The sequence below is a fragment of the Nocardioides salsibiostraticola genome (assembly GCF_054783655.1).
In genome coordinates, this window is the sequence record NZ_BAAGQD010000025.1 from 420,642 (window position 1) to 442,663 (window position 22,022).

Below are 22,022 nucleotides of genomic sequence, written 5' to 3' on the forward strand. Positions count from 1 at the left end.
CCCGGCGCAGCCCTATCGTCCCCTCATGAGCCTGCCTGCCCCCGCCCCTGATCGCACCGCCGTCGTCACCGGCGCCTCCTCGGGGATCGGGGTCGAGATCGCCCGCGACCTGTCGCGGCGCGGCCACCGGGTGAGTCTGGTGGCCCGGTCGGCCGACAAGTTGGAGAGCCTCGCCCACGAGCTCCGCAGCCGTGGAGGCATGGCCGACGTCGTCCCCGCGGACCTCACCGATCGCGAGACTCGGGCGGGTTTGCTGGGTCGGGTCGAGGCCCTCGGCGCGACGGTCGACATCCTGGTCAACAATGCCGGCTTGACCACGATGGGGCCCGTCAGCAAGGCCGATCCCGTTGCCGAGATGGCCATGATCGAACTCGACGTCACTGCCGTGGTCGACCTGTGCGCGCGGTTCCTACCCGGCATGGTGGCGCGGCGACGTGGGGGCATCCTCAACGTGGCCTCGGTGGGCGGTTTCCAACCGCTGCCGGGACAGGCGGGGTACGGCGCGTGCAAGGCCTTCGTCCTGTCCTACGGCCAGAGCCTGGCCGGGGAGCTGAAGGGCACCGGGGTCACCTCCACGGTGCTGTGTCCGGGACCGGTCATGACCGGCTTCGGTGAGGCGGCCGGGTTCTCGATGGACGACGCCAAGGACTCGCTCCCGGCCGCGATGTGGGTCACCCCCGAGGACGTGGCGAAGGCCGCGGTGGCGGGCCTGGCCAAGGGCAAGATGGTCGTCGTACCCGGTGCGGCCAACCAGATCAGCGTGCTGGCCACCAGGTTCGCGCCCCGCTCGCTGCTCGTGCCGTTCCTCGCGAAGAGTCACCCGAGTCTGAAGTAGTCGATCCCGGGCCGCACCAGCGGGGGCTAGCTGGCGGAGCCCTTCACGACGTCGGTCGAGCCGCGACTGGTCGAACCGTCGCCCTTGATGGCGCCGTCGACCGCGCTCTTGATCAGGCCCTCGAGGTCCAGCCCGGTGGCGGTCTTCAGCATCGCCAGCGACTGCACCATGTTGTCGGTGACCTGAGCGGGGATCGCGCCAGCGCCCTGCGTCGACACGATCGTGAGCTGATCGATGGCGGCGATCGGGGCGGCCACCTCGCGGGCCAGCTGCGGCAGCATCTCGATGAGCATCTGGAGGACGGCGGCGTCGTTGTAGTGCGAGAACGCCTCGGCGCGCTTGTCCATCGCCTCGGCCTCGGCATGGCCCACCGCGAGGGTGGCCGCTGCGGTGGCCTCACCCTCGGCGCGGGTGGCGTCGGCCTCGGCCACGCGACGGTCTCGTTCGGCCGCACCGCGACGTTCACCCTCGATCGCCTCGGCCTGTGCGAGGGCAGACCGGCGGGCCTTCTCCGACTCACCGCTGAGCTTCGTCTCTTCGGCCTTGGCCTGGGCGGCAGCGATCGTGGCGGCCTTGCGGGCATCGGCGGCGGCGATGTCGGCGTTGCGCTGCGCCTCCGCCTCCTGCTCGATCTTGTAACGCGCGGCGTCGGCGGGTTTGCGGACTTCGGTCTCCAGCTTGCGCTCGGTCAGGGACGCCTGGCGTACGGCGACCTTCTCCTGCTCGGTGAGGATCGCCTGGTCGCGATCGGCCTGGGCCAGCGGACCGGCTGCGGCCGCCTGGGCGCTGGCGGCGTCCGTCTCGGCCTTGATCTCCGACTCTTTCAGCGCCAGCGTGCGTTGGGAGATCGCGATCTCCTGTTGCGCGGCGATCGTGGCCTGTTCGGCCGCCTGTCGGGCGTTCGCCTCGGCGATCCGAGCGGTCTGGCTGACCCGGGCGGCCTCGGGGCGTCCCAGGTCGGCGAGGTAGCTACCGTCGTCGGTGACGTCCTGGATCTGGAAGGTGTCGAGAATGAGTCCCTGACCGGTCAGGGAGTTCTCTGACTCGTCGGCGACCCGTTGAGCGAACGCGGCGCGGTCGCGGATGATCTGCTCGACGGTCAGTCCACCGACGATCGAGCGCAGGGCCCCGGCGAGGACCTCCTGGGTGAAGGGCTCGACATCGGCCTGCTGACTCTGGAAGCGCTGGGCGGCGAGCCGGATCTGGTCGGCGTTGCCGCCGACCTTCACGATCGCGACGCCCTCGACGTTCAGCTTGATGCCCTGTCCCGAGACGGCGCCGCGGATCTGGACCGAGATGCGGCGCGAGGAGAGGTCCATGGTCGCGAGCTTCTGGACGAACGGGATGACGAAGGTGCCCCCGCCGAGAATGACCTTCTGCCCGGACAGGTCGGTGGTCAGCGCGCCGGTCTCCGGGTTCAGCACCGCCTTCCCCTTGCGGCCGGTCACGATGTAGGCCTGGTTGGGTCCGGCCACCTTGTAGCGGCTGGTGACCAACAACAGCAGGAGAACGACCAGGGCGATGAAGCCGACGACGGGGATCAGGACAGGGTTCACGAGATGACCTTTCGGGGCCTGAGGGAACTACTAGGGCGAGCTGGGGAGTTCGATCTGGTCCCACAGCGGTGCGACGTCGACCGCGGTGGGGGACAGGATGTTGGTCACGTGGATCTCGACCCCGGTGTCGAGGGGTCGATCCGCGCGGGCGTTGAGGCGCAGCACATGTCCGCCGAGGAGCACCCGGACCGTTCCGTAGCCATCGGCGGGAATCGGTGAGATGACCGTCCCGTCACGGCCCAGGACATCGGACGTGTGCGGCGTACCGTCGCTCCCGCCGTCGCGGATCAGCCGGGTCAGCCACACCGCGAACCAACCGAAGCCGACACCGGAAGCGATCCCGATCGGGATGGCGACCAGCCCGGGGAGCCCGCTACCGACGGCGATGGCGCCGCCGAAACCGAAGGCGGAGACGAAGGCGCCGATCACTGCGGTCGAGAAGATGTCGCCGGCCAGTGCGTCGAAGAGACCGTCGAGTACGCCGTCGAAGAGATCGCCGAGCAGAAGCGAGGCGGTGAGCAGGAGGAGGCCGACGATCCCCAGGATCAGGAAGGTGGTCATGCGTGCTCCTTGTCTTCGGGGTGCTGCTGGCGGGTGGGGCGTGGAGGGTATCTCGACCCTACGTCGGAATGCCGGGCGCGGGAGTTTCACCGGCCGGCCGGTGAAACTGGACCTTGGACGAGGAAACTTTCTCGTCCAAGCAGGAGTTTTCTCGTCCAAGGTCGGGGATCTGCGGGTCTCGGGAGGGATCGGACCGGCTCGAACCGGTACGGCAGTAGTCTCCGAGGATGACCAGGTACGTCGACATCTCCGATCCGGAGCAACTGACCGCACTCGTCGGCGAGCCCTCGGATCGGGTGCGCGACAAGGTGCGATCGGTTCTGTTCGACATCGACCGCGACTGGTTGAGCGCGAGTCCCTTCTGCATCGTCGCGTCGGCCAACGCCGCCGGTCAGTGCGACGCCTCGCCCAAGGGTGATCCGGCCGGATCGTTGGTCCACGTGATCGACGACCGGACCATCGCGTTGGCCGAGCGACCGGGCAACCGACGCGTCGACGGCTACCGCAACGTCCTGGAGAACCCGCAGGTCGGTCTGAACTTCTTCATCCCCGGCCGCGGGGACACCCTGCGGATCAACGGCCCCGCCCGGTTGGTCAGCGACGCCGACTTCTTCGACGACCTGGTGGTGAAGGGTCATCGGCCGATCCTGGCCCTGGTCGTCCAGACCGACGAGGTCTTCTTCCATTGCGCGAAGGCGTTCCTGCGCGCCGGGTTGTGGAAGCCCGAGACCTGGGATCCCGAGGGCTCGGTGCCCCGGCGCGCGGTGCTCGCCGCAGAGGTCGAGCCTGCGGGGATGATGGTGGGCCAACTCGATGACTACTACCTGTCGGGAGACAACGGGCGTGAACTCTATGGCTGAGCACACCGCCTATCCCTTCCTCAAGGGACACGGCACCCGCAACGACTTCGTCCTGCTGCCCGACCACGACGGCACCATCCACGGCGAGCTCTCCGCCGACCGGGTCCGGGCCCTGTGCGACCGCCGCGCCGGCATCGGCGGGGACGGGGTGCTGCGGGTGATCCGGACCGCGGCCCTCGGCTTCGAGCCGGGGATCGACCCGGGCACCGGGGACGCCGAGTGGTTCATGGACTACCGCAACGCCGACGGTTCGTTCTCCGAGATGTGCGGCAACGGGATCCGCGTCTTCGCCCGACACCTCGTGGAGGAGGGGCTCGCCGACGCGGGCCAGCCGATCCCGATCGGTACCCGGGACGGGGTCAAGGTGCTGACCGTCCACGGCGACCAGATCACCGCCGACATGGGGACACCAACCATCCTCGGGGACAGCGACGTCTCCGTCGGCGACCGGCACTGGCCGGCCCGACACATCGACGTCGGCAACCCGCACGCGGTGGCGTTCGTGGACGACCTCGCCGACGCCGGAGCACTGCTCGAGGCGCCGGCGTACGACGCGGGGGTCTATCCACACGGCGCAAACGTCGAGTTCGTCGTACGACGCGGGCCACAGCACGTCGCGATGCGTGTCCACGAGCGCGGCTCGGGGGAAACGATGTCCTGCGGCACCGGTGCGTGCGCCGTCATGGTGGCGACGGCGGCCGCGGACGGGGCCGAGCGGGACGTGGACTACCGGGTCGACCTGCCCGGGGGGACCCTCACGATCCGGCAGACGAGCGAGGGTCGGCTCCTGATGACCGGCCCGGGCGTCATCGTGGCCCGCGGGACCAGTCAGCTCTGAACCGGGCCAGCTCTGAACCGGGCCAGCTCTGAACCGGGCCAGCTCTGAACCGGGCCAGCTCTGAACCGCGGCGAACTCTGAATCAGAGCGAACCCTGAACCACGGCGCCGACCCCTGCGCGGACCCGCTAACCTCGCCCGCATGACTCTCACAGGAACCTCCGCCATCGTCACCGGCGGCGCGTCCGGCATCGGTGCCGCCGCTGCCCGCGCCCTCGCTGCCCTCGGCGCGACCGTTGTGGTCGCCGACCTCCAGGCCGACAAGGGCGAGGCCCTCGCCGCCGAGATCAAGGGTGTCTTCGCCCAGGTCGACGTCACCAACACCGAGCAGATCGCCGCGGCCGTCAAGGCGGCCTCCGACATCGCCCCACTGCGCTCGGTCGTGAACTCCGCCGGGATCGGCTGGGCCCAGCGCACCATCGGTCGCGACGGCAACGTCGAGTCCGCGCACTCGCTGGAGGCCTTCACCAAGGTCGTGGCCATCAACCTGATCGGCACCTTCGACATGGTCCGCCAGGCCGCCACCGTGATGAGCCAGAACGAGCCCGACGCCGACGGCGGCCGCGGCTCGATCGTGAACATGGCCAGCGTCGCCGCGTTCGACGGACAGATCGGCCAGGCGTCGTACTCCGCGTCCAAGGGCGGCGTCGTCGGGATGACCCTCCCGGTCGCCCGCGACCTGGCGGCCTCCGGGATCCGACTCAACACCGTCGCCCCCGGCCTCATCGACACCCCGATCTACGGCGAGGGCCCCGACTCGGAGGCGTTCAAGGCCAACCTCGGTCAGAACGTGCTGTTCCCCAAGCGCCTCGGCACCCCTGAGGAACTGGCCAGCATGGTCATGGAGTGTCTGACCAACACCTACATGAACGGCGAGGTCATCCGCGTCGACGGCGGCATCCGGATGCCCCCCAAGTAGTCACCACGCACCACCCGGACCGGCCCGCCGTACGACGTACGGCGGGCCGGTCTGTCGTCCGGGCGTCGCCGCCCGCCACCGCCCGCGCTGACCGCGGGTCGTGTGCCTGTGCCCGACCTCCGGGTGGGCCTGCGGCACACGACCTTGGTCGACGCGGGGAGAATGGCCGACATGGACCCCGTCATCGTCGTCGGAGCCGGCATCTCCGGCGTCCGTTGTGCCCGCACCCTGCATGACCACGGCGTCCCGGTGGTGCTGCTCGACCGCGGCTACCGGATTGGCGGCCGGATGGCCACCAAGCGCATCGACGGTCGGACCGTCGATCTGGGGGCGTCCTACTTCACGGTCTCCGACTCCCGCTTCGGTGACCAGATCGAGCGGTGGCAGCGCGCGGGGTTGGCGCACCCCTGGACCGACACGATCGCCGTCCTCGCCCCCGACGAGGAACCGCAGCAGAAACCCGGACCGATGCGGTGGGGTACGCCGGGAGGCCTGCGCACGTTGGTCGAGGACCTCGCGGAGGGGCTCGACGTACGCCGTCATGAGGTCGCCGAAGTGACCCGCACCTCCGGGCTCCGAGTGGACGCGATGCCGGCCGCTGCGGTGGTCCTGGCCATGCCGGACGGGCAGGCGGCCCGACTGCTGGGTGCCGGCCTGGAGTCGACCGCAGGTGATCTGGATCGGGGATCGGAGCCGGTCCTGGCCCTGGTGGCGACGTACGCCGAACGCGCCTGGGACTTCGACGGGGCGTTCGTCAACGGGGACCCGGACCTGGCGTGGATCGCCGACGACGGCTCCCGACGAGGGGATGCCGCGCTTGTGCTGGTGGCCCACAGCACCCCCGAGCTCGCGGCCCGGCACCTCGACGACCCCGACGGGGCCGAACCCCATCTGTTGAGCGCACTACGTCGGCTCGGAATCGAGGCGGACCCCGTGTCCAGCCAGGTCAAGCGGTGGTCGATGGCCCGACCGACGGGGGAGCGGGATGCGAGGTACCTGTTGACCGAGGACGACCTGGGCGTCTGCGGTGACGGATGGGGACCGCAGTCGAAGGTGGAAGGTGCCTACCTCTCGGGGCTGGCGCTCGGAGAGGCCCTCGTCGCTCGGCTCTGATCGTCAGACGTCGGTGCGCACGCCACCGCGATCCGAGCTGGTTTGGATCGCCGCGAGCACCCGCTGGACGCGCAACCCGTCGGCGAACGATGGCGAGGGATCGTGGCGATTCTCGATCGCCGCCAGCAGGTCGGCCGCCTGCGAGGTGAACGTGTGGTCCCAGCCCAGGACGTGCCCCGGCGGCCACCACGCCTCGAGATAGGGGTGGTCCTCCTCGGTGACGAGAATCCGCCGCGACCCGCTGGTGCGGCCGCGGGGTCCGTCGTCGAGCTGCAGCTCGTTGAGCCGTTCGAGGTCGAAGCTGATCGACCCGCGGGTGCCGTACAGCTCGATGGTCAGGCCGTTCTTGCGACCGGTGGCCATCCGGCTCACCTCGAGGCTGACCACCGCTCCGGACGTGGTCTCGAGCGTTGCCCAGGCCGCGTCGTCGACGGTGACCTGCTCCAGCGAGGGCTGTGTGACCGTGCCGCTGCCGCGCTCGGTGACGAACGTGTGCAGGTGCCCTCGGGCCGTGGTCACGGTGTCGCCGAGGAGGTGCTGCACCTGATCGACGAGGTGGGAGCCGAGATCGCCCAGCGCACCCGACCCGGCGGTCTCGCGGCGTAACCGCCAGGTCATCGGGGTCGACTCGTCGGCCAGCCAGTCCTGCAGGTAGGCCACCCGCACCTGGCGCACGGCCCCGATCCGGTTGGCAGCGACCAACTCGCGGGCCAGAGCAAGAGCTGGAACCCGGCGGTAGTTGAAGCCGATCATCGAGCGTATGCCGCGGCCCGCGGCTTCCACGGCGGCAGCGGCCATCGCCTCCGACTCCTTCACCGTGTTGGCGAGGGGCTTCTCGACCAGCACGTGCTTGCCGGCGGAAAGGGCGGCGAGGGCGATGTCGGCGTGGAGATGGCCGGGCGTGCAGATATCGACGATGTCGATGTCGTCACGTCCGATCACCTGGGTCCAGTCGATGGCCCAATCGGCCCAGCCGAGCTGTCCGGCTGCCTCCTTCACCGCGACGGGGTCGCGACCGACGAGCACCTGCTGGGACACGGCAGGGCCTGCGGGATAGAACGCGCCGACGTTGCGCCAGGCGTTGGAGTGGGCCCGACCCATGAAGGAGTAGCCGATGACGGCGACCCCGAGTGGTCGGGTGATCCTCGGCTCAGGCATGGGTCGCCTCACCATCATCGGGTGCGGCGGTGAGGGAGAAGGGGACGGCATCGACGGGTGTCACGTTGACACTGTGGCATGGGGGGTCGCCGGCCCTTGGCCGAAGCGCTGCCCGGCAAGGCGCTTCGCAGGTCGCGGATAGGGTTCTGTGGTGCTCGAGAACCCAACTGATCAGAGTGCGCTGCCGAGCGGTCGAGGCGGCGCCGTGGAGCACCTCGTCACTCATCCGAGGCAGCGCTCGTGAGCTCCACCCGCAAGGCCAGGATGAAAGTCGTTCGTCCCAGCGTTGAATCAGACCTACCCTGGAGGCATATGAGCAACGCTGACGAGTTCACCCTGGAATCCGAGTTGGCCCAGACCGACGACTGGGACGAGAACGCCGAGGACGGCTTCGAGTCCGGGTACGCCGACGAGCCCGACCCCGAGGACAACACCAAGGACCCCACCCAGGGGGCGATGCAACTCGCCGAGCGGCACCAACTCCGCCGGGTCGCGAACCTGCGCACCGAGCTCGAGGACATCACCGAGGTCGAGTACCGCCAGCTGCGCCTCGAGCGCGTGGTGCTGGTCGGGGTGTGGACCGAGGGCACGACCGAGGACGCCGAGAACTCCATGGCCGAGCTGGCCCTGCTCGCCGAGACCGCCGGCTCTGAGGTGCTCGAGGCGATCTACCAGCGCCGTCAGAAGCCCGACCCGGCGACCTACATCGGGCGGGGCAAGGTCGAGGGGATGGCCGAGATCGTCGCCGCTACCGGGGCCGACACGGTCATCTGCGACGGCGAGTTGGCCCCCAGCCAGCTGCGTAACCTCGAGGACCGACTCAAGGTGAAGGTCGTGGACCGCACGGCGCTGATCCTGGACATCTTCGCCCAGCACGCCAAGTCCAAGGAGGGCCAGGCTCAGGTCGAGTTGGCCCAACTGAACTACATGAAGCAGCGTCTGCGTGGTTGGGGTGGACAGCTGTCCCGCCAGGCCGGTGGACGCGTCGGCGCCGATGGCGCCGGTATCGGTGGTCGTGGGCCCGGTGAGACGAAGATCGAGACCGACCGTCGCCGGATCAACGACAAGATCGCCAAGCTTCGTCGCGAGTTGAAGCACATGGTGGGCACCCGTGAGGTCAAGCGCGGCTCCCGCAAGCGGCACCAGATCCCCTCGGTGGTCATCGCCGGCTACACCAACGCCGGCAAGTCCTCCCTGCTCAACCGGCTCACCGACGCCGGGGTGTTGGTCGACGACTCCCTGTTCGCCACGCTCGACCCGACCACGCGGCGTACGACCACGGCCGACGGGCGCGTCTACACGATGAGCGACACCGTCGGGTTCGTCCGGCACCTGCCCCACGGCTTGATCGAGGCGTTTCGCTCCTCGCTGGAGGAGGTCGGGGACTCCGACCTGATCCTCCACGTGGTCGACGGGTCCCACCCCGACCCCGAAGGTCAGATCGCGGCGGTGCGCGAGGTCTTCGCCGAGATCGGCGCCGACACGGTGCCGGAGTTGATCGTGATCAACAAGGCCGACGCGGCCGACCCGATGGTGCTCGCCCGCCTCAAGCAGCGCGAACCCCACTCGGTGGTGGTCAGCGCCAGGACCGGCGCCGGCATCGAGGACGCCCTCGCGCAGGTCGAGGGCGAGCTGCCTCGCCCGGACGTCGACTTCCATGCCCTGGTGCCCTACGAGCGCGGCGATCTGGTCAACCGCCTTCACCAGCACGGCGAGATCGACTCGATGGATCACACCGGCGAAGGCACGGTCATCCTCGGCCGCGCGAACGAGGACCTGGCGGCCGAGCTGGCGCCGTACGCCGTGACGGTGGCGCGCGACTGACGGACTGTCCGAACCCTCCTCTAGGGTGCTCGGGTGTCTGAAACCGTCCGGTCCTCTCCCGAGTCTGCTGTCCTGGCGCGTGCCGTCGCTGCGCTCGGCGGGAGCGAGCGATCCGGGCAGGTGGAGATGGCCGAGGCCGTCGCGACCGCGTTCCGTGACGACCAGCATCTGCTGGTCCAGGCCGGCACCGGCACCGGGAAGTCGCTGGCGTATCTCGTCCCGAGTTTGCTGCACAAGAAGCGGGTCGTGATCGCGACCGCGACGCTGGCGTTGCAGAACCAACTCGTCGAGCGCGACGTCCCCCGGTTGGTGGAGGCCGTGAAGAACGACCCTGATCGCCCCGACGGTGTGGACACGTCGTACGCCGTGCTGAAGGGCCGCTCGAACTACGCGTGTCTGCACCGGATCCGGGAGGGCGTCCCCGACGAACAAGGCGTCCTGGTCGAAGCTCCCCAGGGGTCGATGGCCAAGAAGGTCTTGGAGCTGCGCTCCTGGGCCGAGGACGAGGCCAAACGCTCCGGCACCGGGGAGCGCGACAGCGCCCCGCGGCATACCGACAAGGAATGGCGCCAGGTCAGCGTCAACCACCGCGACTGTCTGGGGGCGACCAAGTGTCCCTTCGGGCAGGAGTGTTTCGCCGAGCTGGCCAAGGAGAAGGCGCAGAAGTCGCACCTGATCATCACCAACCACTCGCTGCTGGCGATCGACGCCATCGAGGGTGTGCCGATGATCCCGGAGTACGACGCGGTGGTCATCGACGAGGCCCACGAGCTGACCGCGCGGGTCACCCAGGCCGCCACCGACGAGTTGTGGGTGGCGGAGGTCGAGCGGGCCGCCCGTCGCTCCCAACGCCACGTCGAGGGTGATCAGGCCGACGAACTCACCGACGCGGCCGGGGCCCTACGCGATGCGATGGCCGACGCACGGCCGGGCCGGTTCGAGTCGATCCCCGAGCAGCTCTCCGACGCGCTGGTGCTGGTCCGCGACGCCGCCAGGGCGTGTGTGTCGGCGTACCCGAAGGCGGAGTCCGGTGGGGCGGGCAGCGAGGCCGACGGCGACGCGGGTCGGGCACAGGCCAAGGGTTCGGTGCAGGAGGTCTTCGCGACCACCGACCGGATGGCGGCCGACCTGAACTCTGACGTCCTGTGGCTGACCGAGGGCAGCGAGCGGATGCCGCCGCGGTTGTGTGTGGCGCCGCTCCAGGTGTGGGGCCAGATGCGCGACAAGTTGTTGAGCGACAAGACCGTGGTGATGACGTCGGCCACCCTGATGCTGGGTGGCGATTTCTCGGCCGTCGCTTCGACCGTCGGGCTCAAGCCGGCCGAGCGGCTGGTCGACGGCAGTCCCGTGGTGGCCAAGACCGAGGAGACCCTGCCGTGGGTGGGTCTGGACGTCGGTTCGCCTTTCGACTACGGCCAACAGGGGATCCTCTACATCGCCCGTCACCTGCCACCGCCGGGGCGTGACGGCCTGGTCAAGGCCCAGCTGGACGAGATCGTGGAGCTCATCGACGCGGCCGAGGGGCGCACCCTGGGGCTGTTCTCCAGCCGCCGGGCAGCGGAAGCGGCCGCCGAGGTGGTGCGCGAGCGGCTGCCGCACCTGACCACCCTCGCGCAGGGTGACGCTCAGTTGCCTGAGCTGGCCAAACAGTTCGTGGGGGACCCCCACACGTGCCTGTTCGGAACGCTGTCGTTGTGGCAGGGCCTCGACGTCCCCGGGGAGACGTGTCAGCTGGTGCTGATCGACCGGATCCCGTTCCCGCGCCCCGATGACCCGTTGATGAGTGCCCGCCAGAAGGCCGCCGACCAGGCGGGCGGCAACGGCTTCATGCAGGTGGCCGCCACCCACGCCGCCCTGCTGCTCGCCCAGGGCGCCGGGCGCCTGATCCGCACGACCTCGGACCGTGGGGTTGTGGCGATCCTCGACCCACGCTTGGCGACGGCCCGCTACGGCAGCTTCCTCAAGGCCAGCCTGCCGCCGATGTGGAGCACCACGGATCCCGCGGTGGTCCGCAAGGCGCTGGCGCGACTCGCCTCAAGCTGAGGTCATAGACGCGCGACGCCGTCGAATTTCCGCTTCGGCCCCTTGACCCCGAAGAACGACGCCACGGTGGGGGCAACGTCGATGGTGCGGGCGTGGGCGCTGCTCGAGCGGCCCTTAGGCACGCGTCGGTGGCCGCCGCCGACGAAGAACGGGATGGAACGAGTGGCTGGGTGGCCGTGATTGCCGGGGATCGGGTTGCTGGTGACCGGGTCCGGGTCGCTGAAGCGCCAGCCGGCCCTGCAGAAGACGATGACGTCCCCCGCCTCGGGGCCGAGTTTGAGCCACCGGTTGGTGCGCGGCTCTGCGCGTAGGACTCCGGGGTGGGTCTTGGCGATGGCTCGCATCCTGGTGATCGCGGCGGCCTTCTGCGCGGTGGGGCCGGTCCAGTAGAGGAGGTCTGCGCCCCCGTTGTCGGCGATCTGGACCTTCCCGGCCAGGACGGGATCGGCCTCGAGCATCGCCGCGAGCGACACCACCTTGTGAGGCTGGGACCAGTCCATGGAGTGGTCGGCCAGGACGAGGACCATCGACTTTCGCCAGCGACCCGACGACTTCAGTTTTGCGACGAAGTCTCCGACGAGACGGTCGGTGTTACGCAGTGCGGCCTGGCGGGCCAACCGCAGACTGGGTCCGGTGAAGTCGCTGTGGCCGACTCGGTCGACGTCTCCGAGGTTGATGAACATCAGATGGGGGTCGAACTCGTCCATCATGTCGAACACCGCCGACATGGTCGCCTCGTCCGGAGCATGCCCCGAGACGGGGATGATCGGGAACGGTTCCCACCGGTGGGTGGCCCGTTCCCCGAAGACTCCGTAGAGGTACTCCTTGCTGAGCACCGTCCCGGTCCGGTAGCCCTTGCGGTTGAGTCGCTCGAGGATCGTGTCGACCTTGATGTCGCTGGGTCGATCCATGGTGCGGATGTCGCCGAGGGCTCGGTCGTAGATCGAGTTCGCCGGCACGCCGGTCTTGTCCGGTCGCTTGCCGGTCATCATCATCACGTGGTTCGGGATGGTCTCCATGATGGGCATGGAGGACGCCTTCGGGTGGTGCAGTCCGCCCTCGCGCAGAGCGCGCAGGTTCGGCATCAGGCCACTGTCGATCTCCCCGGGCAGGCAGCCGTCCACGACCAGGACGTAGGCCCGCTTCCGGGCGCCACGCAGCCTGCTCCTGGCGGCGGCCGCGGGCGTGGCCCGGCTGGCCACCGCGGTGGAGAAGACCAAGCCCGCGCCGGCGCTCTTCAGAAGCGTGCGGCGCCCGGTGCCGAGGTCGATCTCGGAGCGCTCGAAGGCATCCGAGGGGAGGTGGTCGCACATCAGCGCACCGGTCCGTTCTGTCGGACGACCCGGGAGGTCCCGCTGGCGGTCGCGTAGGAGGTTTCGTGGGTCAGGGAGGACCGTCGGTCGGCACGATCGCCGATGATGAACCAGTCCATCTGGGCCCGTTTGGGGGTGACATCGAGGATCGAGAAACCGTGGTCGTCGAAGTTGAGGTACTTCACGTGCCGGTTGTTGGCCTTGACCGCGTTCTCCACGGCCACACTGCCGGTACGCCGGGGGACGCCCAGGATGTCCTTGAGGTTGTTCGAGGTGACCGATGAGCAGACGAACTCCACGCCCGCGGTCTCACCCTGGGCCGGATACGTCGCGTTGTCGTAGGGCAGGTCACAGGCCCAGCCGGAGTGGATGTCGCCGGTGACGAAGACGACGTCCTTCACCTGATGGTCGCGGATGTAGTCGAACACCTCGCGTCGGTCATCGGTGTAGCCGTCCCACTGGTCCACGTTGTAGGGCTGACCGTCATCGGGCAACAGGCCGACCACGTCGTTGACCGGGCCGATGAGGTCCTTGGGAAGCGCCCCGAAGGTGACCGGCGAGATCATCACCGGATTGCCGATGATCTTCCACTGCACCCGTTTGCGGTTGATCGACGTCTTCAGCCAATTCATCTGGGCCCGTCCGGTGATGGTGCGTTCCGGATCGCTGACCGCGGGAGAGCCGAGTGAGGCCTGTTCGCTGCGATTGGTGCGTAGGTCCAGCATGCTGAGTTCGGCCAGCCGCCCGAACCTCAGACGTCGGTAGAGGCGGGCGCCGTCGCCGAGCCTGGCGGTGGCGTTCATCCGCACCGGCATCCATTCGTCGTACGCCCTGTGGGAGCGAGCCCTGCGCGCCGCGTAGTCGCCCTCGTCGGGCTGATGGTTCTCAGCACCGGTGGCGTGGGCGTCGTTGGTGATCTCGTGGTCGTCCCAGGTGACGATGAAGGCATAGCGGGCGTGCAGTCGCTGGAGGTCCGGGTCCTGTTTGTACTGCGCATGACGCTGCCGATAGTCGGACAGGGCGACCATCTCGCGCGGTGGCCGGTGCCGCCGGATGTCGATGTCGCCCTGGCCGTAGCCGTACTCGCCCGGGGCGTACTCGTAGAGGTAGTCGCCGAGGTGCACGATGGCTTGCAGGTCATCGCGGGCCGCAAGGTGACGGTAGGCGCTGAAGTGACCGGCTTGAAGGTTGGCGCACGACACGATGCCCAGACGCAGGTTGGACGGAAGCGACTGCCGGGAGGGGGCGGTCTGCAGACGCCCGGTGCGCGAGAACACCCCGCGGTAGCGGAACCGGTAGAAGTATTCGGTGTCGGGCCGAAGGCGACGCACGTCCACCTTGACCGTGTGATCGCGACTCGCGCGCGTCGTGAAGGATCCTGAACGAACCACAGAGCGGAACCGACGATCCGGGGAGACTTGCCAAGCCACGGTCGCCTCAGGTCCCTTGCCAGAGCCCGGCTGGGCGAACCGGTTCGGGGTCACCCGCGTCCAGATGATGACGCTCTTGGGGAGGGGGTCCCCGGAGGCGACGCCGTGCTTGAAGAAGCGTCGCCCCGTCGCGGCATCGGCCCGTTCGCCGGACGTGGCGGCGGCGACGCCGACAGCAGTGGCGCCGGTGGCCAGAACAGTACGACGGTCGACGCCCCGGTGGACAGCGTCCGAAGGCCGGGGCTCGGAAGGGGCGGGAGATGGAGTGGTCACGCTCTATAGAACGATGAGATCAGGGTGGAGTGACGGGGTCACGCCGGTTGAACGCGAGCGTTCATCTCGTCGTCACCTGTAGGTCGCGTGCGGGGAGCCCGACACCCAGGCGGCTGGCTCAGCGTTGAACGGCGTACGCGCGCACCTTCTGTTTGAGGAAGTCGTCGCGGGACTGACCCTGGCAGGAGTACTGCGTCCTGCTGTTGCAGTCATAGCGAAGCGAGGCGTTGGCCAGCGTGACCTCCACCCACTTGACCTTCGATCGGGAGAACTTCACCTGTTTGAAGCCGTTGCCACGCTGGTCGAGGCGGACGATCTTGGTGCCGAGGTGACCGGACTTCTTGCGGATCCGGATCAGGGCCACCGACCCCTTGACCCGATCGGCCATGTTCACGGTGACGTTGAGCTTCCAGTTGCTGGCTCGCAGGTTCTTGGCCGGCCTGATGCGGAAGGTCGCGGTCGTCAGGTGGTCGAGATACTTCGAGAACACCGGGGTACGTCGCTTGCCCGCGCGCAGGAAGGTCTTGCCATCCAGTTTGGAGTGCGGGTAGTTGTTCGCACGAGCCTCGTCGTAGTAGTAGGCCGGTTTGCGGTTCGCTGCGCCGTACTTCGCCTGCCACTCCCCGAGGGAGGAACCCCGTGCCTTCAGCACCTCGTCGACCGCCTGGACTGAGTACTTGTCCGGTGCGCCGGTCGAGCTGTCGGCCTGCTTCCACATGTCGAGGATCAGATTCGGCATCGTGCCCGTGCGAGCCCGGTAGCGCTCGGTCAGCAACCGGAAGAACGACCAGGTGCCGTAGGGGTAGTAGCCGTCGAAGGAGTCCAGGGGTTGTTGGGGTCGAGTCATCGCGCTGTCACGCAGGAACTGCACGCTGTCGTTGACGTTGTCGAACAACTCGTCCTCGGCCCAGGTGGCGGTGGCTTCGAGGAACCACGGGTCCTCCGCGACGTCGTAGCCGAACTGGACGGCGTGGAAGTACTCGTGGGCCGCGGTGACCTGGAGATTCTCCAGGGGAGTGTTGCTCGGGAACTCCGCGGCGGAGTAGTTGTTGTCGAGCACGCAGTAGGCCCAGGTGTCGTAGGGCTTGGCGTTGAGGGTCGCGGTGGGCTCGTCGCTGGTGCAGTAGCCGTACAGCCCGCGTCGGCCGATGTCGGCGAGGTAGATGTCGGTGCGAGCATCACCGCCGCGGGTGCCGTCCGCCTTGGGCGCGCGGTAGCCGGCCTCGACGTAGGTCCGGTGGACCGTCGAGACCGTGGCCAGCGCGGTCTCGACGTAGTCGGGCACGGTGTTGTTGTTGGTGTCGGTCGAAGCGACCGCGTGGCTTCCGCTGGTCGTGTAGTGCACGCACACGTCCTCGGAGCACTCGGGAGGCGCCTCCGGGACGTCGTACCCGTTGCCGAAACCGTCTGAGCTTCCGTCTGTAGGCCGGGCCAGCAGGCTGCTGGCCTGCCGCTGACTCTGGGGATCCAGGTCCTCCTGGGACAGCGCGAGTTCGCGTAAAGCGATCGTGCCCTCGACCCGGAAGGTATCGGGCAGGGCTCGGCGCAGCAGCCCGGACACGGCGTTCGGCTCGAGGATCGCGGTGGCTTCCTCGAGGGCGGTCTGGGCCGTCTGTGCCTCGGTTGCTTCGAGGGGTTCGGGCGTGCCCTCGTCGGCAACGCCAGGAGCCAGGGGCGCGGCAAGGAGGACCGCGATCGCGACGAACGCGACCATTGGGGTGCGCGACAGCGCGGTGCGGGGAAGGTGAAGCAACGGGACTCCGTCAGATTGCGGGCGGGGTGCCTTTTCACACTACGCGTCGGACCTGTGGAACCGAAGGCGCCGGACCCCGCGCCGCGCGGGTGTTCTGTCGGTGTGGGGGCCTACAGGCTGCGGAGTACGGCGGTGACCTTGCCCAGGATCGTGGCGTGGGTGCCGTCGATCGGGTCGAAGGCGGTGTTGTGCGGCATCAGCCAGACCTGGCCGTCCTTCTTCTGGAAGGTCTTGACGGTGGCTTCCCCGTCGATCATGGCGGCCACGATGTCGCCGTTGTTCGCCGTGGGCTGCTGGCGGATCACGACGTAGTCGCCGTCGCAGATGGCTGCGTCGATCATCGACTCACCACTGACCTCGAGCAGGAACAGTTGGCCGTCGCCGACCAGCTGGGCGGGAAGCGGGAAGACGTCCTCGATCCGTTCTTCGGCCAGGATCGGCCCACCGGCGGCGATCCGACCGACCACCGGCACCATTTTGGCGGCAGGGTGGGCGTCGCCGACCCCCGTCTCGTCGTAGGACGACTCGTCGGCCGAACCGAGGGACCGACGCGCCGCCATCACCTCGGGCAGGAAGACCTCCAGGGCGCGAGGACGGTTCGGGTCGCGCCTGAGGAAGCCCTTCTCCTCGAGCACCTTGAGCTGGTGAGCGACACTGCTGGTGCTGGTCAGGCCGACGGCGCCGCCGATCTCCCGCATGCTGGGTGGGTAGCCCCGGCTCTCGATGCTGTCCTTGATGTGGGCGAGGACCCGCAACTGGCGCGGGGTCAAGCCCGTGGCGTCGGGAGGTCCGTCGGGGAGTTCGGTGACGGTCTTCTTGGCCATGGGGGCGCCTTCCGGTGAGGTATGACGACCGAGTCTCGCCGGGGCGGTGCCGGTAAGGGTCGGTCAAAGATCGGTCAAAGTGATCTGAGAGCAACCTAGACCGATCCACGGCGTTGTTCAAACACCTGTTCGAACCGCGTGTCGCGGTTCGTTCACCCCCGCCGCGAGACGGTGAGCGGTGCCAGACTCCGATCTATGAAGACTCCCTCCGTACTGACGCGTTCCACGACGAAGCCCGACCCGGCGAGCTGTGTCGTCACCGGCGGCGCTCGGGGGATCGGGCGTGGGATCGCCGAGAAGATGATCGCTCGCGGCCATCGGGTCGTGATCACCGACATCGACGGCGACGGTGCGGCGGCAACTGCGCTCGCCATCGGCGCGGTGGCTGGGATCGCTCAGGACGTGCGTGACCCGGAGTCCCACAGTGCTGTCGCCGCGGTCGCCGCCGAACACGGCCGACTCACTGCGTGGTTCAACAACGCCGGGGTCGGTTGGGACGGAGCGCTGATCGAACTCAGCGAGGAGCAGGTCCGGGGCCTGGTCGAGATCAACGTCCTGGGCGTCATGTGGGGCACACGGGCCGCGGTAGCGGCTATGTCGGCACACGGTGGCCGGAGCGACATCGTGATGACCGCTTCGCTGTCGGGACTGGGCCCGGTGCCCGGGCTGTCGACGTACGCCGCGACCAAGGCAGCGGTGGTGTCGCTGGCCATGTCGGTCGATCTCGAGACGCCCCGCTCGATCCGGGTTCACGCGTTGTGTCCCGACGGGGTGGCCACTCCGATGGTGGAGGAGATGAAGCAGGACGGTCTAGCTGCTCGGTTGGTCAACTCCGGTGGTGGGTTGCTCAGCATCGACGAGATCTCCGACAAGGCGGTCGCACTGGTCGGATCTCGTCGCGTCATCCGGACCGTGCCCACGTGGCGCGGTGCAGCCATGCGCGCCACGTCCTTGACTCCCTCGCTGGCCGGCGGCGCCTTGAAGGTGTTCGCAGCGCAGGGGAAGGGTGCGATCAAGAGGGGCTCGGCACGATCGTGAACTGAGGTCGTTAGAACAAATGTTCGGCTGAGGGGTTGCATTCGTTCGAACACCTGATCTAGTCTCGCTCATGTGTTCGATCGAACGTCTGATCGATTCACCGCCAACGAGGTTCGGATCGGGATTGATCGGCCGGACTGTCGGTGGCGGCGATTAGACATCGGGGAACACAGAGACGCACCCCTTCCCCAGGAGTTCACGATGACCACAGCCACCTCGTTCCCAGTCCGCCCCGCTAGTGCGCGGGCGACGATGCCCGCCTACCGACTGACGCGTCGCGGTCGTTGGGCCGTCCTGATGGTGGCTCTCGTGGGGGCGCTGGTGCTCGGGGTGCTGCTCTCCTCGGTCTCCGCAGCCAACGAAACGCCGGAGTCCACCCAGGTCGTGGTCGTCGACGCGGGGGACACCCTGTGGGCGATCGCCTCTGAGCACGCCGAAATAGGCGGCGTACGCGACATGATCTTTCACCTGCAGGACCTCAACGGCCTCGACAGCAGCCGTCTCTACGCCGGCCAGCGACTTCGCGTGCCTGCCTGAGGCAGCCAACCCACATACTTCGCCAGCCTCTTCGACCCAGGCTGGCGGGCCGGGGAAGACAGGGGGCGAAGCCGTCGCGCACGGCTTCGCCCCCTGCGGCATTTCAGGTAGAGGACTCTCGGCGTGCGGGGCTCGAGGCAGGTTTCGGCGACGTCAAGGTAGCCGCCCTCGACACCACCTGGTCGGGCTGAAGTTCGTCCGACAACTGTCCGACCGCTGAGGGTCAACCCAAAGCGCGGTGCTCGCCGGTCGGCGGGTCGGAATCGTGCTCCGGAGGTGGCCACTCGCTGCGGGTCGCGCCGGATGGGCCTGCATGACGCGGGGGGACGGTCGGCTGGGTGGACGCGGTGATGGCGCTGAGCGGGTCGGCCTCGGGGGCGCTGGGGGCGCGGAGGTCGTCAGGGGGAGGGCTGGTGATGCCCAGAGCGCGCGAGAGTTGGGCGATGAGCATCAGTCCGACGAACAGGCACGCCACAGCTCCGATGGAGGCGAGCGCGAGGAGCCACCACGCGCTCGACCGGCCGGCACGCGCCTGCGTGCCGAAGTCGATGGCGGCGAAAACCAGATATCCCCACGCCACCACCGCCAGCGTCACGCCGCCCGCGAGGGCGAGCAGGACGGGACGAAACTTCTGTTGAGGCCTCGCCCCTCGGCGAGAACCTGCGCGTTTCCCATGGGCCACGGCACCATTGTGGCTGATGGGGTGAGCAATCTCGGCCAATCGGTCCGGTTGTCTCGCCCCCAGCCGCGTGGGTGAACGATCGACAACCACCTGTGACCCCGGATGCACCTCCACCGAGGTGGCGGAGGTGGCCTGGGTGTCACCTGGGGCAGGGGAGGCGCGCAGAACTTATCCACAGGTCTCGGATCGGGCCTGTTGCTCTGCCGCCTGAGCGGTTAGATTCGGCTCGTCGCCGCGCGGTTCCGAGGCGATGAGTTCTCGGAAAGGACCACCAGATGAGTCGTATGCGTCGCTCCGTGATCGCTGCTGCCCTGACGGGACTCGTGCTGACCGGGTGCTCGGGAAGCGGCGAACCCGAGGTGGAGTCCACCTTCACGCCGTCGCCGACGGCTTCTTCGTCCTCCGCTGCGCCCACCGCCGAGCCGACCGAGCCCGCGTTGGGGCCGGAGGAGACGGTGCGGGCCTGGGTGGAGGCCAGGAACACGGCTCTGCTGAGCGGTGATGTCTCGAAGGTCACCGCGCTTAGCGATGCCGGATGTGAGCCCTGCGCCGCGTCGATTCAAGCCATTGCCGATATCTATGCGGCGGGCGGGTCTATCGAGAGCGATGGGTGGAAGATCGTCTCCAGTCGTGTTGGGGCCAAGTCGGTAGATCGAGCCGAGATTCGTGTCGGATTGGTCTACTCACCCGGGGTTACCGTCACAGAGGAGGGGGCCCCGCCCGTCCGGTTCGAGGAGTCCAAGCGCATTGCAACCTTTCGCTTGACCAATGGCCAAGGGGCTTGGGTGGTCTCCTTCTTGGGGTTCCTCTCGTGAGGCGACTTTGTACGGTACTTCTCTTGGTCGTCGGAGCGATTTTCCTCGCCCCTCCGACGGCCTTTGCCGGATGCGGCTACGACGAGCAAACGACCTATTTCGAGGGCTTCGCTCAAGTCGAACTGGTGTGGACCTGCAGTGGAGACAAAGGCGCTGCCGAGACGGCATCGAATGTCGGCAACCCTGAGCCTCCACGAGAATCCGATCTAGACACGGTCTGCGTTCGCGAGGCGATCGAGCAGGGACTCGACATCTTCGACTTCTGCGACATCCCACCCGAGGAGGTCGACGTCGCGGACGTGACGCCGGATCTGGTGGCTGCCGCGATGCGACGGGTGCCCGTTCCCGGCGCCGAGGTCGTGGTGCAACCGCCCGGAGGCACGACGCTGGTCAACTTCGAGACGAACTTCTACACCGATACCCAACCGTTCACCCACCAGCTCTCGCTGCTGGGTCAGCGGGTCGAGTTGCGGCTGACTCCGGCGACGTACACCTGGCGCTTCGGGGATGGCGCGGTGCAGCAGGGGCCGAGCCCCGGGTCGGCGTACCCCGACCTGGACGTGACCCACGTCTACACCAGCAGGCAGGAGGCTCGGCCGAGCGTCGACACGACCTGGACGGCGACGTACCGACTCAACGGCGGTCCCAGCCGCCCGGTGCCCGGAGACCTGACGGTCGCTGGGGCCCCGGTGAGCCTCGAGGTGATCACCGCTCGACCCCGACTCGTGGGCTGAGACCTTTCGGGGCTCGTTTCGACGGTCGAGAACCCGATTCGGAGCGTCCCGAAGTCGTTCGAACCCGCCTTTCGCGACTCGCGTTGTCGGCCGTTCGGCGCACGGACCACGGCTGACCTGCGGTTTCGCGACAGCTGTGAGCCGCGTCGCATTTTGGTCCTCGACCCCCCTTGCGGTGGGTCCGACAAGCAGCGTACGGTTACCACAACATCTAGTAGTTACACCGATGTAGTTATCCACATCTAGTTCACAAGCCGGATGGGGAAGCCCCACAGGTTGCTGGTTGTTATCCACAGGTAAGACCGTCTTTATCCACAGCCCGGCGCGCCACAACCGGGATTCGCGACCGAGAGGAGCCCCGTCGTGCACTGTCCCTTCTGCCGGAACACCGACACTCGGGTGCTCGACTCACGCGTCGCCGACGACGGATGGGCCATTCGCCGCCGCCGCGCCTGCCCCGCCGATTCCGGCGGTTGCGGAAAGCGCTTCACCACGGTGGAGCAGATGCAACTGATGGTCGCGAAGCGCTCTCACACGACCGAGCTCTTCGACCGACGCAAGGCCGTGGCCGGCGTACGCAAGGCCTGCAAGGGCCGACCGGTCAGCGAGGACCAGCTCGCAGTTCTCGGTCAGCGCGTCGAGGACACGCTGCGACAGGCAGGGTCTGCTGAGATCCAGGCCCACGAGATCGGGCTGGCCATCCTGAGCCCCCTGCGCGAGTTGGACGAAGTCGCCTACCTGCGCTTCGCCAGCGTCTACCGCGCCTTCGAGTCCGCGGAGGACTTCGAGGCCGAGATCGCCGTGCTGCGCGCCGAGCGCACCCTGGCCGCCACCGCGGATGAGCCGTCGGCTCCCGAGTTGGTCGACGCCACCTCAGCCAATACCGGCTGACCACAGACCGCCCGGCAGGTAGTGGG

Annotated in this window: 20 protein-coding genes; 12 read left to right on the forward strand and 8 right to left on the reverse strand. The window is 68.3% G+C overall.

Features of this window, described 5'->3' with window-relative positions:
- Positions 1 to 25: 25 nt before the first annotated feature.
- Complete coding sequence (locus tag ACYVLV_RS14320; RefSeq protein WP_460810930.1) at positions 26 to 835, forward strand: SDR family NAD(P)-dependent oxidoreductase; 810 nt, start codon at positions 26 to 28, stop codon at positions 833 to 835.
- Positions 836 to 861: 26 nt separating this feature from the next.
- On the opposite strand, the gene ACYVLV_RS14325 is transcribed toward ACYVLV_RS14320, so the two are convergent.
- The gene (locus ACYVLV_RS14325; RefSeq protein WP_460810931.1) at positions 862 to 2,391 is read right to left on the reverse strand and encodes a flotillin family protein; all 1,530 of its coding nucleotides are present in this window, start codon (positions 2,389 to 2,391) and stop codon (positions 862 to 864) included.
- Between the two features lie 30 nt (positions 2,392 to 2,421).
- On the reverse strand, positions 2,422 to 2,952 hold the full coding sequence (locus ACYVLV_RS14330) for a hypothetical protein (RefSeq protein WP_460810933.1): 531 nt from the start codon (positions 2,950 to 2,952) through the stop codon (positions 2,422 to 2,424).
- 227 nt (positions 2,953 to 3,179) lie between these two features.
- Between ACYVLV_RS14330 and ACYVLV_RS14335 the strand changes: the two genes are divergently transcribed.
- The 4 genes from ACYVLV_RS14335 to ACYVLV_RS14350 all read left to right on the forward strand — a co-directional run bounded on the left by ACYVLV_RS14335 (position 3,180) and on the right by ACYVLV_RS14350 (position 6,681).
- Positions 3,180 to 3,812, forward strand: a complete 633-nt coding sequence (locus tag ACYVLV_RS14335) for an MSMEG_1061 family FMN-dependent PPOX-type flavoprotein (RefSeq protein ID WP_460810935.1) — start codon at positions 3,180 to 3,182, stop codon at positions 3,810 to 3,812.
- Positions 3,805 to 4,650 carry a diaminopimelate epimerase gene (dapF, locus tag ACYVLV_RS14340; RefSeq protein ID WP_460810937.1) on the forward strand — a complete coding sequence of 282 codons (846 nt, stop codon included), beginning with the start codon at positions 3,805 to 3,807 and terminating at the stop codon, positions 4,648 to 4,650. The genes ACYVLV_RS14335 and dapF overlap by 8 nt, the downstream gene beginning before the upstream one ends.
- A 141-nt stretch (positions 4,651 to 4,791) precedes the next feature.
- A complete protein-coding gene (locus tag ACYVLV_RS14345) occupies positions 4,792 to 5,568 on the forward strand; it encodes an SDR family oxidoreductase (RefSeq protein WP_460810939.1) in 777 nt (258 codons plus the stop codon).
- A gap of 171 nt (positions 5,569 to 5,739) precedes the next feature.
- Positions 5,740 to 6,681 (forward strand): NAD(P)/FAD-dependent oxidoreductase, encoded by a 942-nt coding sequence (locus ACYVLV_RS14350; RefSeq protein WP_460810940.1) that lies wholly within the window; start codon positions 5,740 to 5,742, stop codon positions 6,679 to 6,681.
- A gap of 3 nt (positions 6,682 to 6,684) precedes the next feature.
- Here the strand turns inward: ACYVLV_RS14350 and ACYVLV_RS14355 are convergent, their stop codons facing one another.
- Positions 6,685 to 7,839, reverse strand: a complete 1,155-nt coding sequence (locus tag ACYVLV_RS14355) for a Gfo/Idh/MocA family protein (protein ID WP_460810941.1) — start codon at positions 7,837 to 7,839, stop codon at positions 6,685 to 6,687.
- A 312-nt stretch (positions 7,840 to 8,151) separates the two neighbouring features.
- Here ACYVLV_RS14355 and hflX point away from each other — a divergent pair, with 312 nt between their 5' ends.
- Positions 8,152 to 9,663 (forward strand): GTPase HflX, encoded by a 1,512-nt coding sequence (hflX, locus tag ACYVLV_RS14360; protein ID WP_460810942.1) that lies wholly within the window; start codon positions 8,152 to 8,154, stop codon positions 9,661 to 9,663.
- Positions 9,664 to 9,789: 126 nt separating this feature from the next.
- Positions 9,790 to 11,706 (forward strand): ATP-dependent DNA helicase, encoded by a 1,917-nt coding sequence (locus tag ACYVLV_RS14365; protein WP_460811017.1) that lies wholly within the window; start codon positions 9,790 to 9,792, stop codon positions 11,704 to 11,706.
- Positions 11,707 to 11,708: 2 nt separating this feature from the next.
- Here the strand turns inward: ACYVLV_RS14365 and ACYVLV_RS14370 are convergent, their stop codons facing one another.
- From ACYVLV_RS14370 to lexA, 4 genes are all read right to left on the reverse strand, one after another.
- On the reverse strand, positions 11,709 to 13,019 hold the full coding sequence (locus ACYVLV_RS14370; RefSeq protein ID WP_460810943.1) for an alkaline phosphatase family protein: 1,311 nt from the start codon (positions 13,017 to 13,019) through the stop codon (positions 11,709 to 11,711).
- Positions 13,019 to 14,722, reverse strand: a complete 1,704-nt coding sequence (locus ACYVLV_RS14375; RefSeq protein ID WP_460810944.1) for an alkaline phosphatase D family protein — start codon at positions 14,720 to 14,722, stop codon at positions 13,019 to 13,021. The genes ACYVLV_RS14370 and ACYVLV_RS14375 overlap by 1 nt, the downstream gene beginning before the upstream one ends.
- A gap of 118 nt (positions 14,723 to 14,840) precedes the next feature.
- Positions 14,841 to 16,436 carry an MXAN_6640 family putative metalloprotease gene (locus ACYVLV_RS14380; RefSeq protein ID WP_460810945.1) on the reverse strand — a complete coding sequence of 532 codons (1,596 nt, stop codon included), beginning with the start codon at positions 16,434 to 16,436 and terminating at the stop codon, positions 14,841 to 14,843.
- A gap of 149 nt (positions 16,437 to 16,585) precedes the next feature.
- A complete protein-coding gene (gene lexA, locus ACYVLV_RS14385; RefSeq protein ID WP_460810946.1) occupies positions 16,586 to 17,299 on the reverse strand; it encodes a transcriptional repressor LexA in 714 nt (237 codons plus the stop codon).
- Between the two features lie 195 nt (positions 17,300 to 17,494).
- On the opposite strand from lexA, the gene ACYVLV_RS14390 reads away from it, so the two are divergent.
- Positions 17,495 to 18,337, forward strand: coding sequence for an SDR family NAD(P)-dependent oxidoreductase (locus ACYVLV_RS14390; protein WP_460810948.1), 843 nt, complete (start codon positions 17,495 to 17,497; stop codon positions 18,335 to 18,337).
- A gap of 201 nt (positions 18,338 to 18,538) precedes the next feature.
- The gene (locus ACYVLV_RS14395; RefSeq protein WP_460810950.1) at positions 18,539 to 18,874 is read left to right on the forward strand and encodes a LysM peptidoglycan-binding domain-containing protein; all 336 of its coding nucleotides are present in this window, start codon (positions 18,539 to 18,541) and stop codon (positions 18,872 to 18,874) included.
- A gap of 223 nt (positions 18,875 to 19,097) precedes the next feature.
- On the opposite strand, the gene ACYVLV_RS14400 is transcribed toward ACYVLV_RS14395, so the two are convergent.
- The gene (locus tag ACYVLV_RS14400) at positions 19,098 to 19,556 is read right to left on the reverse strand and encodes a hypothetical protein (RefSeq protein WP_460810952.1); all 459 of its coding nucleotides are present in this window, start codon (positions 19,554 to 19,556) and stop codon (positions 19,098 to 19,100) included.
- Between the two features lie 275 nt (positions 19,557 to 19,831).
- On the opposite strand from ACYVLV_RS14400, the gene ACYVLV_RS14405 reads away from it, so the two are divergent.
- The 3 genes from ACYVLV_RS14405 (at position 19,832) to nrdR (ending at position 21,996) form a co-directional block, all read left to right on the forward strand.
- Entirely contained in the window at positions 19,832 to 20,371 is a 540-nt protein-coding gene (locus ACYVLV_RS14405; RefSeq protein WP_460810953.1) for a DUF6318 family protein, read from the forward strand.
- 23 nt (positions 20,372 to 20,394) lie between these two features.
- Positions 20,395 to 21,105, forward strand: coding sequence for a PKD domain-containing protein (locus tag ACYVLV_RS14410; RefSeq protein WP_460810955.1), 711 nt, complete (start codon positions 20,395 to 20,397; stop codon positions 21,103 to 21,105).
- Between the two features lie 363 nt (positions 21,106 to 21,468).
- Complete coding sequence (gene nrdR / locus ACYVLV_RS14415) at positions 21,469 to 21,996, forward strand: transcriptional regulator NrdR (protein ID WP_460810956.1); 528 nt, start codon at positions 21,469 to 21,471, stop codon at positions 21,994 to 21,996.
- The last annotated feature ends 26 nt before the right edge of the window (positions 21,997 to 22,022 follow it).

What these genes read in the sequence shown, in the direction of transcription:
- ACYVLV_RS14330 (WP_460810933.1), bottom strand. Translation starts at nt 2,952, where the DNA reads ATGACCACCTTCCTGATCCTGGGGATCGTCGGCCTCCTCCTGCTCACC.
- ACYVLV_RS14395 (WP_460810950.1), top strand. Translation starts at nt 18,539, where the DNA reads ATGACCACAGCCACCTCGTTCCCAGTCCGCCCCGCTAGTGCGCGGGCG.
- ACYVLV_RS14350 (WP_460810940.1), top strand. Translation starts at nt 5,740, where the DNA reads ATGGACCCCGTCATCGTCGTCGGAGCCGGCATCTCCGGCGTCCGTTGT.
- dapF (WP_460810937.1), top strand. Translation starts at nt 3,805, where the DNA reads ATGGCTGAGCACACCGCCTATCCCTTCCTCAAGGGACACGGCACCCGC.
- ACYVLV_RS14355 (WP_460810941.1), bottom strand. Translation starts at nt 7,839, where the DNA reads ATGCCTGAGCCGAGGATCACCCGACCACTCGGGGTCGCCGTCATCGGC.
- ACYVLV_RS14380 (WP_460810945.1), bottom strand. Translation starts at nt 16,436, where the DNA reads ATGGTCGCGTTCGTCGCGATCGCGGTCCTCCTTGCCGCGCCCCTGGCT.
- ACYVLV_RS14390 (WP_460810948.1), top strand. Translation starts at nt 17,495, where the DNA reads ATGAAGACTCCCTCCGTACTGACGCGTTCCACGACGAAGCCCGACCCG.
- ACYVLV_RS14370 (WP_460810943.1), bottom strand. Translation starts at nt 13,019, where the DNA reads ATGTGCGACCACCTCCCCTCGGATGCCTTCGAGCGCTCCGAGATCGAC.
- lexA (WP_460810946.1), bottom strand. Translation starts at nt 17,299, where the DNA reads ATGGCCAAGAAGACCGTCACCGAACTCCCCGACGGACCTCCCGACGCC.
- ACYVLV_RS14335 (WP_460810935.1), top strand. Translation starts at nt 3,180, where the DNA reads ATGACCAGGTACGTCGACATCTCCGATCCGGAGCAACTGACCGCACTC.
- ACYVLV_RS14345 (WP_460810939.1), top strand. Translation starts at nt 4,792, where the DNA reads ATGACTCTCACAGGAACCTCCGCCATCGTCACCGGCGGCGCGTCCGGC.
- ACYVLV_RS14320 (WP_460810930.1), top strand. Translation starts at nt 26, where the DNA reads ATGAGCCTGCCTGCCCCCGCCCCTGATCGCACCGCCGTCGTCACCGGC.
- ACYVLV_RS14405 (WP_460810953.1), top strand. Translation starts at nt 19,832, where the DNA reads ATGAGTCGTATGCGTCGCTCCGTGATCGCTGCTGCCCTGACGGGACTC.
- ACYVLV_RS14365 (WP_460811017.1), top strand. Translation starts at nt 9,790, where the DNA reads ATGGCCGAGGCCGTCGCGACCGCGTTCCGTGACGACCAGCATCTGCTG.
- hflX (WP_460810942.1), top strand. Translation starts at nt 8,152, where the DNA reads ATGAGCAACGCTGACGAGTTCACCCTGGAATCCGAGTTGGCCCAGACC.